The following is a 12,801-nucleotide window of genomic DNA, read 5'->3' on the forward strand; positions in this document are numbered from 1 at the left end:
GTTCGCGAAATGACTGAACTGCTCGACAGCGAAGCGGTGGAAACGGTGTTTCGCCGCCTGCGTGATGCGATGCCGGGCCGCACTCGCGGCGCGAAGGGCCCCAAGGGGCAACCCGATGCCTTCCGCGCGTGCATTGCCTGCATGCTGTCCGCCCAGTCGCTCGACCGGAATACGGCGGCTGCGACACAGGCGTTGTTTGCGCTGGCGACCACGCCCAATGCCATGCTGGACCTGTCAGACACGCAGATTGCGCAGGCCATCAGGCCGGCAGGGCTGTATAATGTCAAAACGCGCAATATCCGCCAGTTCTGCGAAGCGTTGCTGGCCAATCATGCAGGCGTGGTTCCGCGCAGCCGGGAAGGGCTGATGTCACTGCCGGGCATCGGGCGCAAATGTGCGGACATTGTCATGTCCTTCACTTTTGGCGCTGATGTGATTGCGGTGGATACGCACGTTCACCGCGTGTGCAACCGGATCGGCCTGACAGCGGCGAGAACCGCCGAAGGCACGGCCCGGCAATTGGAAAGCCGCGCCCCCCACTGGGCGCTGCATGACGGGCATTTCTGGCTGATCCAGTTCGGCAAGCAGATTTGCCAGGCGCGCCGGCCCCAATGCGCCGTTTGCCCGCTGTCCGATCTGTGCCGGTGGCGGTTGGAAAATCTGGAAAAATAGGAGCCAGGCCGCGGTGTAAAAAGGCCCGCCAGACACCTGTTTGTGGCATTATCTCTGTCTGGTGTAGGGCACGAAGTCCCCCAGAAAGATATTGCCCGTATAGGCGCCGCCCACTCGGTCTATCGTGGTGACATAATCCATCCGGCATAGCGAACTGCCGAAGCGCTGCGTGACCAGCACATCGCGGTCGTCCAGCGATTGCGGGTGCAGCGGCACATTCACATACAGGGTGCTGCCGCTCTTATAGACCAGCGCTGTGCCATCGATAATTTTGACGCTGCGCACAGGGTGGGCCGTGATGCAGCTTCGCGGCGCGCCCGCCACCCGTCCTTCCAGCATTTTATCGAGCTTTTCCTCGCCCGAAAGGCGGCGCTTGTCACTGGCCGATGCAGAAGGCGCGGCCAGCAAGGCAGCGGCTGCGAACAGCGATGCCAGAGTAGCTGCAATAGGTAGTGAACGGGTCACAAGTTTGCTCCTTCTGCCAACTCAGTCGGCACGGTCGGGCGCCAGAGTGTCAGGCGCCAGAGTGTAAGGGATAAAGTCGGACATCAACAATTGCGGGCCGGAAATGCCCGCAGCGCGGTCGCGCAGTTCCACCCTGTCCATCCGGCACAGCTGGCTTCCGAAAATCCGGAAAATCGGCACATCGAACCGGTCCAGAAACTGCACCCCATCGGGCGCGTTGACATAGATCGTCCTGCCCGATCCGAACACCATCGCCGTCCTGTCGATGATCTGCATATTCTGCCGCTGTGATGTTCCGATGCAGCGTACCGGCTCGCCCGCCACACGCCCTTCCAGCAGCTTGGCCAATTCAGCCTGCCCGCGATCATGCGGCGCATCCTCATGGCCAGCGTGGTCGGCAGCGTGGCCAGTAGCGTGGCCAGCAGCGTGGTTGGCATCCTGGCTGGAAGCGGCGGCTGGCACCGCCATCAGCAGGGCGGCAAGGCCAGCTGCGAGATATGAAATGCGGCGCATCATCCGTTCTCCTGTTGGCGCATCTTACCACGGCAGACTGAACCACAGCTGACCTGAAGCAGGCGCATGGCGCATCGTTCAGTCAGCCATTATGCAGTGCCGCCCACGGTCAGACCGTCCACCAGCAACGTCGGCTGGCCCACCCCGGCTGGCAGGCTTTGCCCGCCCTTGCCGCACACGCCCACGCCTTCGTCCAGTTCCAGATCATCGCCAATGCCGCGCACTTTGGTCAGCACGCTTGGCCCATCGCCAATCAGGGTCGCGCCTTTTATCGGCGCGCCCAGTTTGCCATTTTCGATGCGATATGCCTCGGTGCAGGAAAATACGAATTTGCCGCTTACGATATCCACTTGCCCGCCGCCGAAGCTCTTGGCAAATATGCCCTGTTTCACCCGCGACAGAAGCTCTGCCGGATTGTCATTACCGGCCTGCATGAAAGTGTTGGTCATGCGCGGCATGGGGGCGTGCTGGTAACTTTCGCGGCGGCCATTGCCAGTGGCGGGAACGCCCATCAGCCGCGCATTCAGCCGGTCCTGCATATAGGCTTTCAGAATGCCATCCTCGATCAGGACGGTTTGCGATGTGGGCGTGCCTTCATCGTCAATCGACAGGGAACCGCGCCTGCCATTGCCGCCATCCAGCGCCAGCGTGCCATCATCCACCACGGTCACGCCCGGCGCTGCCACGCGTTCGCCGATCCGGCCTGAAAATGCGCTGGTGCCCTTGCGGTTGAAATCCCCTTCCAGCCCGTGGCCGATGGCCTCGTGCAGCAGCACACCGGGCCAGCCGGGGCCGAGCAGAACGGTCATTTCGCCCGCAGGCGCATCCACGCTTTCCAGATTGGCCATGGCCTGATCCACTGCAATATCGATGCCGCGATTCCACTGTTCAGCGTCAAACAGCCGGTCATATAGATAGCGCCCGCCCATGCCGAAACTGCCGCGTTCGCGCCTGCCATTGGCTTCTGCGACAATGGCGATGTTAAGGCGCACCAGCGGCCGGATGTCCTGCGCGACAAACCCGTCCGCCCGGATGATTTCCACCACGTTCCAGCTGGCAGATAGCGACACGCTGACTTGCGAGACGCGCGGATCACGCGCGCGGGCAGCAGCGTCGATGGTTTCCAGCAAGGCAACCTTGCGCGCAAATTCAATCCCGTCCAGCGGGCTGGCATCTGTGTAAAGGCGGCGATTGCTTCTTTGCGGGGGCGCAGAAGGCTGGGCCACTGCGGGGTCAAGCAATTGCAGCGTTTCGCCTGCGCGGGCAATGGCCTGCGCGCTGATGTCACTGGCATGGGCAAAGCCGGTCATCTCGCCCGACACACCGCGCAGGCCAAAACCTGAATCGCGCGAATAATCAGCGGTTTTCAAGCGGCCATCATCAAATGCGAAAGCCTCGCTCACGCCATATTGCAGATACAGTTCGCCATCATCGCAGCCCGACAAGGTCCGGGCAGCCAGATTACGGGCTTCGTCCGGGGTAAGTTTGCCCTGCTGATACAGCAATGCGCGCGGATCAAATTGTGTCATGTGCCCTGATATAGGGATACAGGCGGATATTAGAAAGCAGGCCCTTTAAAGATAGGCGATTGTCAGATTGAAGCTGCCTTCATACGTGCCGACGGCCTGCGTGCCGGGCACAGTCAGCGTGCCGCCTGTATAAATGTCCTGCTCTGCTGCAATTGCCCGCAGGCCGATGGGCAGATTGAATACCATTGCCGAAACCAGCCCGGTGCCGCCACGGTGGATCAGGCTGGCGGTCATGGTTTCTGTCCCGCCATTGCGGGTCAGCGTGACGGCGGCGTCACCTGAAAGCACCATGACAGTGCCGACAGGCGCATTCAGGCTGAAACGCGCGCGTGTCTGGTTGCTGCCAATGGCCACAACCTGGCCAATGGTGGTGACAGCGCCGGTCGCGGCATTAATGGTGACAGACCCGCCAAGGCCGGACGGCACAATCTGTGCAAATTGCAACGGCTGGACATTCTGCAACTGGATGTCGTTGAGGATGGCGGCGCTGGCATTTGCGCCGGCATCCTGTGCCGCCGCAGGCGTTGCCAGCAGCAGGGCAGACGCGGCAGCGGGCATGGCAGCACGGCTTAAAATGTTACGCAGGGCAGGATGATGCCGGTCGCGGCCAGTCTGGCAGCGCGAGGCGTCAAGGATGGTCTGGGCACACACGGCAGTCGGCTCCCTTCAGAAGGCAGGCTGTTTATGCACGTCGGAGGCGAATTTCTGGTAACCAGATACGGTCAACCAAACCGGTTAACCCCGCCTTACCAATGCTGCTGTGTCAGGGGAGCGAAAGTCTGGCAGCGCCGCTGCCAGGGCGTTCCTTAAATGCTCGCGCCTTCGGAAATGTCGGGCAGGCTGGCCTGATCCGCGCCGTCAGCCGGGCCGCCGCGAAGGACAAAGCGCCGGTCGCAATAGCCGCAATCCACATAGCCATGTTCGTCTATTTCGAGGTAAATGCGCGGATGGCCCAGCGCCGCTGGCGTGAAAGACGCGCCGCCACGAATGTTGCTGGCCCCGTCACAGCTGACGCGGGCGTGGTCGACGAGGATGGTTTCTGGTGGCGGGATGCTCATGGCGTTGGCGGATAAGCTCTCGGCAAAGGATTCGCAAGCAGATGAATGCGGCCAGCCATGCGCTCAGTCGTAATTGATATCCACGTTGAACGTGCCGGTGTATTTGCCCGGGGCCTGATTGGCGCCCACATTAAGAGTGCCGGCAAGCCGGAAGGTAAAAATCCCATTGGCTGAAGAAATACGGAAGCGGCTATAACCGGGTGTCGCCTTGACCAGCGTGAGTTCGGGCGCGCCATTCAATGTCAGGGCGGAAATATTCATGTTGGAACCCGGGCCGATCAGTTCGATCCGGTCCGACACCGGCTTTTTGATCCGCACAATGCGGCCACTTTCACCCTTGCCGAGAAATTCTGCCGGTTGGCATTTCTGGGCATGAACCAGCCCGCCGGTGGCAGTGCAGGTGGGCGCCGCGGTTGCTGGCATTACAATGGTGCCAGCGGTCTTGCCAATGATGATGCCAAAATCGAGGTCCTTGGTCTTCAGGATAGACAGATCACCCAGCAAAGCCAGCCGGACATCCGCTGCTTCCTGCGCGCTGGCAGGGGTTGCAACCAGCAGCATTGCGCCAGCAGCCATCAGGCCCGTCAGGCCTGTGCGCCCGGCACCATGCCGGAACGCCCGCCCATATGCCGCCCGCCCCATTTCAGAGCGTAATTGAGCGTCATGGAAAATGCCGGAAAAAGAAAACATCGGTTTCATCAAGGCCTCCCTAGCAGCCAAGTGGTAAACGCTGCCGGATGGCTTGTGGTTAACAGCCCGGTAACGAAGTCGATGGGCCGAAACCGCTTTACGAGCCATATGCGTGCGCCCTAGGTGGCCATTATGGACAGCACTGCATCACCGGCCATTGCCATTCGCGATCTTGTAAAACGCTATTCCGGAGAAAAGGGCAGCGAAGGCAAGCTGGCGCTGAAAGGCGTGAGCTTCGATGTGCCCGAAGGCGGCATATTCGGGTTGCTGGGCCCCAATGGCGCGGGCAAATCGACCTTGATCAACATCCTTGCCGGGCTGGTTACCAAGACCAGCGGCAGCGCGGAAATCTGGGGTTTCGATATTGACGAACAGACCCGCAATGCCAAACGCTCGATCGGGATTGTGCCGCAGGAAATCGTGTTTGACCCGTTTTTCACCCCTTTTGAAGTGCTGGAAAACCAGGGCGGCTATTACGGCATTGCCAAACGTCTGCGCCGGTCCGAGGCGCTGCTGAAAGCCGTGCATCTGGCCGACAAGCGCGATGCCTATGCACGCACCCTGTCAGGCGGGATGAAGCGGCGGCTGCTGATTGCCAAGGCCATGGTCCATTCCCCGCCCATCCTCATTCTGGATGAACCGACCGCCGGGGTGGATGTGGAACTGCGTAAATTGCTGTGGGAACTGGTGACAGACCTCAATCAGGATGGCGTGACGGTGGTTTTGACCACCCATTATCTCGAAGAAGCCGAACAATTGTGCGACCGGATCGCCATCATCAATCATGGTGAACTGATCGCCAACAAGCCCACCCGCGAACTGGTGGATATGGCGCGCGAAAAGATCGTGGCCGTGACGGTGGATAGTGACCTCACCGTGCCGCCGTCCCACGAAGCCTTCATCAAGGCGGAAATTTCAGGGCCGCGGGCCGTGGAAGTGACTTATAACAAGGACCGGCTGAATGCCGGACAGGTTCTGGCCATTCTCCAGCAACAGGGCCTGGTCGTGGAAGATGTGACCACGCGCGAGGCTGATCTGGAAGATGTCTTCGTATCGCTGACCAGCACCGCAGCGCAGGTGGCCTGACGCAAGGCTGGCCATCCAGCGCAGCTTGTCGGGGGACCGCTTTTTCCTATAGCGCGTTACAGACAGATGATCGCGGCCCGCTGCTGGACAGCGAATGGCCAGATGCTGGCAAGCGAATGGCCAAATGCTGGCAAGCGAATGGAGAGTATCTTGGCGACGCAAACACATGATGTATTGATCATCGGTTCAGGTGCGGCGGGCCTTACTGCCGCGCTGGCGCTGGCCGAAACCAGAAAAGTGCTGGTGCTGGCCAAGGGTTCGCTCACCGGTGGCAGCACGGCATGGGCGCAGGGCGGAATTGCCGCTGTGCTGGATGCGGGCGATACTTTTGACAATCACATCCGCGATACGATGATTGCGGGCGCGGGCCTCAACCGGCGCGAAACAGTGGAATATGTCATCGAACGTGCGCCCCATTCCATCCAGCGACTGGTGGAACTGGGCGTTCCGTTCAATTCCGAAGAAGGTGACCTTCACCTCACCCGCGAAGGGGGCCATTCGCACCGCCGCATCGTCCATGTGAATGATGCGACTGGCTGGGCCGTGCAGGAAGCCTTGCTGAAAGCGGCCGATGCCAATCCCAATATCACCATGCTGCCGGGGCGCACCTGCGTTGATCTTATCACCGGCAAGCATGAGGAACGCTATTCCGGATCTGGCCGTGTCTGGGGCGCCTATGCGCTGAACGAGGAAACCGGCAAGGTCGAAGCCTATACTGCCCGCGCCACCATCATGGCGGCAGGCGGGGCGGGGCGCTGCTACCTGTTTTCCACCGCGCCGCGCGGCGCCACGGGTGATGGCATTGCCATGGCATGGCGGGCAGGCGCGCGCGTTTCCAACATGGAAATGATGCAGTTTCACCCCACCTGCCTCTACAATCTGGAAGTGAAAAACTTCCTCATCACAGAAGCTGTGCGCGGCGAGGGCGGCCATCTGCTGCATCCGGAAACAGGCCACCGGTTCATGGCGGATTACGACCCTGAACGGATGGAACTGGCCCCGCGTGACGTGGTTGCTCGCGCCATTGATGATCAGATCAAGCGCTACGGCCTCGATTATGTGCATCTGGACATCAGCCACCAGCCAGCGGATTTTGTGAAAGATCATTTCCCGACCATCCATGAAAAGCTGCTGGGGCTGGGCATCGACATGACCAAGGGGCCGATCCCGGTGGTGCCGGCGCAGCATTATACCTGCGGGGGCGTGCTGATCGATCTTGCCGGACGGACCGACCTGCCCGGCCTTTATGCGGCCGGTGAATGCACCGAAAGTGGGTTGCATGGTGCCAACCGGCTGGCTTCCAATTCGCTGCTGGAATGTTTCGTGTTCGGCGAAGCGGCGGCAGCGGATATTCTGGAACGGTGGGACAGTTTCGGCGCGCCGCCGCCCGTGCGCGCATGGGATGAAAGCCGCGTGACCGATTCCGATGAAGAAGTGGTCATCAAGCAGAACTGGACCGAAATCCGCCGCTTCATGTGGAATTACGTCGGCATTGTCCGCACCACCAAGCGGCTGGAGCGGGCCAAGCACCGCATCCGCCTGCTGAACGAGGAAGTGGCCGATTATTACGGCCATTTCCGCGTGACAACTGACCTGATTGAACTCAGAAACCTGCTGCAATCTGCCGAATTGATCGTGAACAGCGCGCTTTCGCGCCACGAAAGCCGCGGCCTGCATTATACGCTCGACTATCCGGAAACAGACCCGATTGCGCGTGATACCGTGCTGGTGCCATAAATATACGCGGGAGACATTATCATGACGCAGATCGCCGCCAATAACATTACCATCGAATATGAAGCCTATGGCGACAAGGCCAATCCGCCCATGCTTCTGGTGATGGGGCTGGGCGCGCAGCTGACCTATTGGCCCATGGAACTGGTGGATGCGCTGGTGGAACGCGGGTTTCACGTCATTCGTTATGACAACCGCGACATCGGCCTTTCGACCAAGTTTGACCAGGCCGGCAATCCGTCCATCCCATGGACCATGATCAAGGCGCGAATGGGCATCAAACCCAAGGTTCCCTACCGCTTGTCAGACATGGCGGCGGATGCTGTGGGCCTGCTGGATGCGCTTGGCATAGACAGAGCGCATGTCGTTGGCGCATCCATGGGCGGGATGATCAGCCAGCTGATTGCGGCAGAATATCCGAACCGGGTGCTATCGCTCACGTCCATCATGTCCACCACTGGCCACCGCAAGCTGCCGCAGGCAGACAATGAAGCGATCCAGGCACTGACAACCCGACCCAAATCAACCGATATGGAAGCCATCCGCGCCCACGGCGTGCGTATTGCCCGCGCGATTGGCAGCCCCCAATATCCCGCACCGGTCGAACGGCTGCACCAGCATATCGACAGCAATTTCCAGCGCAGCTTCTACCCCGAAGGTATGGCGCGGCAGATGGCGGCCATCATTGCCGATGGTGACCGGCGCCAGCGGCTTGCCCATGTCAAAGCCCCCACGCTGGTGGTGCATGGCGAGGCTGATCCGCTGGTGAAAGTGGAAGGCGGGCATGACACCGCCGCACATATTGAAGGCGCGACAATCACGACCTTCCCCGGCATGGGGCACGATCTGCCTGTCGAACTGGTGGACCAGATGGCAGATGTGATTGCCCGCCACGCCGTCTCTGCCTGTTAGGCGGCAATATCTGGCACCCCATTCTTGAGCACCTTTCGTCCAGCACCGACTCGCTGGCCGATTCGCGCCGCCGGAACCGCCTGTTTCTGGCGTTCTGCCCTCCATCCTTATCAAAGGCTGTGAATGGCAATGCGCGCTAAGGCGCACTAAGAATTGGCAAAAGCGGAAGTGTAGTTTTGACAAAATGCATAATTTGACAAATTAACTAAAAAGAGTATTTTTCTGAGCAGTCGAGAAAGCGGTCCGCAGACGCTACTCAACTGATCGACCATTTAAAATCGTCGTATCACGCTATAAGCGTTATGAAAACTTTGGTCGCTTTAGCGATTTTAATTTGTGGCCGATCATCCATTTGAATAAAAAGGATGATCTGATGAAAAATATACTTATTGTAGCATTCGCAACTTCGGTTGCATTTACGCCTATCGGTTTACTGGCTCAGGAAGACGACATCGTCGTGACTTCGGGACGGTCCATGGACCGTTTTGTCGAGGATATGTCGCATGATCTTGATCAGGCACTGAACCGCAGCAGTCTTCGGTCATTGCAGTTGACCGGCACCGGCATCGTCCAGATATCGTTTGAATGCGGACCTGACGGCAAACCCACCAACATCGCCTATTATCGCAGGGATGATGATCATGATGTGAATCGACTGGCACGCAATGCGGTCAGGAAAATTCGTTCGCTGCATCCCTTGCCACGCGGTATTTCCGAGGATCAGAAATACCTCGCGAATATGATCATGGCCGATGATATGTGGGAGTATGAGGCGCTTTCCGAAGAACTGGCCCGGTCCGAACAGGCCCGGATCGCCGCCACGAAAGGCAAGCCGACCTATTTCGCTTTCAATCTTGGCAAACCCCCCGCCCACCGCAAGTAACTTCCGGTGAGCCCCCGGCACTGCTGCCATACCGCACTGCGGGCGGTGTGGCGGCAGTGCCACCGGGTTTTCAGCCTATGCCCCGATCTCTGTCCATGCCCTGATCTTTGGCCATGCCTTAATCTCAGGACGTGTCAGCCAAGGCCTATCAGGCGGCCCAGCAAAATCAGCGCCATGCCGCCAATGATGGACGCTAGGCAGCCTGCCCGGTGAAACCCTGTCCGCCCCCGATTGGCAATAGCGCCGGCCAGCAGTGAACCGCCGATCCCCAGTGCAATCGTCGTCAGCCAGTTCATTTCCACATCACCGGGGTAGAACCACCGCGCCAATGCGCCCACCAGCAGGCCGGAAAGAATGGCACCCAGAATATTGATCATGAAATCTCCAGAGATTGCAGGCGCGCCGACAGTGGCGGCGGCCAGGAATAATTCCGTCAGTGTAATTGCCGCGCCCCAAATGGCGAACAAAAATTTCAGCGGCCGATTCGATTGATCCAAACCCTGTTCAGGCCGCTTATCCCATGAATTATTTTTTCACGAATTCATTTTTGGACTTGCGCAACACGCCAGTCGAGGATTCCCCGCGCGTCGCACCGTTGCACCCGCATAACACAGTACCGCCATGCCCCGCATGACGCGGTTAAATTCGATTTAACCCCTTGCGTCAAACCGCCGTGTGATTCACTATCTAGTGGTTCGTGACCTGGGGGCACCTACTAGACCTTGTTGCCACACTGACTGCGCCTTCTACGCGGTGATGGGTGGATTCGGTTTGGTGATCGGGGTTTTCAAGTCAGGCGCAAGTGGCACTTGTGGGTATCGCGGGGATAAGTTTTTGCCCGCTCGTGCTGCAAAATCGCTAGGGTAGGCAGCAACCTGCCGAATCGAACGGAAGTAGAACATCATGCGCCCGGCAAAACTGCCGACGCACTATGGGCCAGGGGGCTGGCCAAAAGATTTGGGCCAAAAGATTTGGGCCAAAAGATTTGGGGCCGCAATTTAAAGGCCGCAGGTTTTGGGGCCATGGATTTAGAGCAGGGCGATATAATGGATTTTAAAAGTGGGGATGATGCAGCCATGGGGCTCGATCTGGATATGAACGACACGGTCGATACAGCGTCACAGGCGCCATCCACCACCAATGACGCCACACTTACAGAAAAGCGCGCGGTAGATATGGAAACGATGGACAAAGGTACAGACGAGCTGGTGGCAGAAAAAGCCGCAGAAGTGATGGCGGGCGCATTGACGCAGGTGGCAGACGCCATCTCGCAAAGCTCTGCCGGCGCCGCGGCTGACAAGGCTGACACGAAAAAGGTCCGCGATCGCCGCTTCACCGTGGTCACCGATAACAGCCGCGATGCCCTGCTGACGGATTTCGGCAAGGATACGCTGATTGACCGCTATCTGCTTCCCGGTGAAAATTTTCAGGACCTGTTTGCCCGCGTGGCGGATGCCTATGCGGATGATCAGGACCACGCGCAGCGTCTGTATGACTATATCTCGCGCCTGTGGTTCATGCCTGCAACGCCGGTTCTGTCCAATGGCGGCACCAGCCGGGGCTTGCCCATTTCCTGCTATCTCAATTCTGTGTCAGACAGCCTCGAAGGCATCGTCAATACGTGGAACGAAAACGTGTGGCTCGCATCCAAGGGCGGCGGCATCGGCACCTATTGGGGCAATGTGCGCGGCATTGGCGAGCCGGTCGGCCTGAACGGCAAGACCAGCGGCATCATTCCCTTCGTGCGCGTGATGGACAGTCTGACGCTGGCCATTTCCCAAGGGTCTTTGCGGCGCGGTTCGGCTGCCTGCTATCTCGATGTGTCGCACCCCGAGATCGAGGAATTCCTCGAAATCCGCAAACCGTCGGGCGATTTCAACCGCAAGGCGTTGAACCTGCACCACGGCGTGCTGTTGACCGACGATTTCATGGAAGCAGTGCGTGCGGGCGAGAAATTCGACCTCAAATCCCCCAAGACCGGCGAAGTGCGCGGGCAGGTGGATGCGCGTTCGCTGTTCCAGAAACTGGTCGAAACCCGCCTTGCCACAGGCGAGCCTTACATCGTGTTCTCCGACACGGTGAACCGCATGATGCCCAAGCATCACCGCGATCTGGGGCTGAAGGTTTCCACCTCCAACCTGTGTTCGGAAATCACCCTGCCGACCGGCATTGACCACCTTGGCAATGACCGCACGGCTGTGTGCTGCCTGTCCTCGCTCAACCTGGAAAAATGGGATGAGTGGAACGGCGATAAGGTGTTCATCGAAGACGTGATGCGGATGCTCGACAATGTCCTGCAGGACTATATCGACCGCGCCCCGCCGGAAATGGACCGCGCCCGCTATTCCGCCTCGCGCGAACGGTCGGTTGGCCTGGGTGTGATGGGCTTCCATTCCTTCCTCCAGATGAAGAACCTGCCGCTGGAAGGCAGCATGGCCAAGGTCTGGAACCTGAAGATGTTCAAGCACATCAGCGGCAAGGCAGAAGAAGCCTCCATGCTGCTGGCGCATGAACGCGGGCCATGCCCGGATGCTGAGGATATGGGCGTGATGGAACGGTTCAGCTGCAAGATGGCAATCGCGCCAACGGCCTCCATTTCAATCATCTGCGGCGGCACCAGCGCTTGCATCGAACCGATCCCGGCCAATATCTACACCCACAAGACATTGTCGGGCAGCTTCGTGGTCAAGAACCCCTATCTGCAGAAAATGCTGGCGGAAAAGAGCAAGGATTCCACCAATGTGTGGAACACGATCCTTGAAAAGGGCGGTTCGGTCCAGCACCTCGATTTCCTCAGCGCGGAAGAAAAGGCGATCTTCAAGACCAGCTTCGAAATCGACCAGCGCTACCTGCTCGAATATGCCGCTGACCGCGCGCCATTTATCGATCAGGCGCAGAGCCTCAACCTTTTCATTCCGGCCGATGTCGACAAATGGGATCTGGCGATGCTGCATTTCCAGGCATGGGAAAAGGGCATCAAATCGCTCTATTACCTGCGTTCCAAGTCAGTCCAGCGCGCCGGCTTTGCAGGCGGTGTGGAAGCGGACAACACTGCTGACCTCGCCAAGATCGAACTGATGGCAGGCGCGCAGCAGACCGATTACGAAGAATGCCTGAGCTGCCAGTGATCTGACACCGCTGTTCCGGGTTTAAAAACAGGCCGCGCCAGAAAGCATATTCGCTTTCTGGCGCGGCCTTTTTCATGGGCTGCCTTTGCATGGGCCGCCTCGATCCTCGCGCAGTATCGCCAAATTCATTC

Annotated in this window: 13 protein-coding genes; 6 read left to right on the plus strand and 7 right to left on the minus strand. The window is 59.0% G+C overall.

Annotated features, from left to right (window positions below; all coding sequences use genetic code 11):
- The first annotated feature begins 9 nt into the window (after nt 1–9).
- Complete coding sequence (locus GRI44_RS11985) at nt 10–672, plus strand: endonuclease III domain-containing protein (protein WP_160601989.1); 663 nt, start codon at nt 10–12, stop codon at nt 670–672.
- A gap of 48 nt (nt 673–720) precedes the next feature.
- Here GRI44_RS11985 and GRI44_RS11990 read toward each other — a convergent pair whose 3' ends face one another.
- The 6 genes from GRI44_RS11990 to GRI44_RS12015 form a co-directional block, all read right to left on the minus strand.
- Nucleotides 721–1,137 carry a hypothetical protein gene (locus GRI44_RS11990; RefSeq protein WP_332872412.1) on the minus strand — a complete coding sequence of 139 codons (417 nt, stop codon included), beginning with the start codon at nt 1,135–1,137 and terminating at the stop codon, nt 721–723.
- A gap of 21 nt (nt 1,138–1,158) precedes the next feature.
- Complete coding sequence (locus GRI44_RS11995; RefSeq protein WP_160601990.1) at nt 1,159–1,653, minus strand: hypothetical protein; 495 nt, start codon at nt 1,651–1,653, stop codon at nt 1,159–1,161.
- A gap of 86 nt (nt 1,654–1,739) precedes the next feature.
- A complete protein-coding gene (gene tldD, locus GRI44_RS12000; protein ID WP_160601991.1) occupies nt 1,740–3,179 on the minus strand; it encodes a metalloprotease TldD in 1,440 nt (479 codons plus the stop codon).
- A 45-nt stretch (nt 3,180–3,224) separates the two neighbouring features.
- Nucleotides 3,225–3,830 (minus strand): DUF4402 domain-containing protein, encoded by a 606-nt coding sequence (locus tag GRI44_RS12005; protein ID WP_160601992.1) that lies wholly within the window; start codon nt 3,828–3,830, stop codon nt 3,225–3,227.
- A gap of 155 nt (nt 3,831–3,985) precedes the next feature.
- Nucleotides 3,986–4,237 carry a zinc-finger domain-containing protein gene (locus tag GRI44_RS12010; RefSeq protein WP_160601993.1) on the minus strand — a complete coding sequence of 84 codons (252 nt, stop codon included), beginning with the start codon at nt 4,235–4,237 and terminating at the stop codon, nt 3,986–3,988.
- Nucleotides 4,238–4,300: 63 nt separating this feature from the next.
- Nucleotides 4,301–4,936: a DUF4402 domain-containing protein gene (locus tag GRI44_RS12015; RefSeq protein WP_160601994.1), complete on the minus strand. Its 636-nt coding sequence runs from the start codon at nt 4,934–4,936 to the stop codon at nt 4,301–4,303.
- A gap of 123 nt (nt 4,937–5,059) precedes the next feature.
- On the opposite strand from GRI44_RS12015, the gene GRI44_RS12020 reads away from it, so the two are divergent.
- The 4 genes from GRI44_RS12020 (at nt 5,060) to GRI44_RS12035 (ending at nt 9,542) form a co-directional block, all read left to right on the plus strand.
- Nucleotides 5,060–6,013, plus strand: a complete 954-nt coding sequence (locus GRI44_RS12020) for an ABC transporter ATP-binding protein (protein WP_160601995.1) — start codon at nt 5,060–5,062, stop codon at nt 6,011–6,013.
- Nucleotides 6,014–6,151: 138 nt separating this feature from the next.
- The gene (gene nadB, locus GRI44_RS12025) at nt 6,152–7,750 is read left to right on the plus strand and encodes an L-aspartate oxidase (protein WP_160601996.1); all 1,599 of its coding nucleotides are present in this window, start codon (nt 6,152–6,154) and stop codon (nt 7,748–7,750) included.
- A 21-nt stretch (nt 7,751–7,771) separates the two neighbouring features.
- Nucleotides 7,772–8,659, plus strand: coding sequence for an alpha/beta fold hydrolase (locus tag GRI44_RS12030; RefSeq protein ID WP_160601997.1), 888 nt, complete (start codon nt 7,772–7,774; stop codon nt 8,657–8,659).
- A gap of 373 nt (nt 8,660–9,032) precedes the next feature.
- The gene (locus GRI44_RS12035) at nt 9,033–9,542 is read left to right on the plus strand and encodes a protein-tyrosine phosphatase family protein (protein ID WP_160601998.1); all 510 of its coding nucleotides are present in this window, start codon (nt 9,033–9,035) and stop codon (nt 9,540–9,542) included.
- A 134-nt stretch (nt 9,543–9,676) separates the two neighbouring features.
- Here the strand turns inward: GRI44_RS12035 and GRI44_RS12040 are convergent, their stop codons facing one another.
- On the minus strand, nt 9,677–9,919 hold the full coding sequence (locus tag GRI44_RS12040; protein WP_160601999.1) for a GlsB/YeaQ/YmgE family stress response membrane protein: 243 nt from the start codon (nt 9,917–9,919) through the stop codon (nt 9,677–9,679).
- Between the two features lie 669 nt (nt 9,920–10,588).
- On the opposite strand from GRI44_RS12040, the gene GRI44_RS12045 reads away from it, so the two are divergent.
- The gene (locus tag GRI44_RS12045; protein ID WP_160602000.1) at nt 10,589–12,670 is read left to right on the plus strand and encodes a ribonucleoside-diphosphate reductase subunit alpha; all 2,082 of its coding nucleotides are present in this window, start codon (nt 10,589–10,591) and stop codon (nt 12,668–12,670) included.
- The last annotated feature ends 131 nt before the right edge of the window (nt 12,671–12,801 follow it).

The sequence above is a fragment of the Allopontixanthobacter confluentis genome (assembly GCF_009827615.1).
GTDB lineage: Bacteria > Pseudomonadota > Alphaproteobacteria > Sphingomonadales > Sphingomonadaceae > Allopontixanthobacter > Allopontixanthobacter confluentis.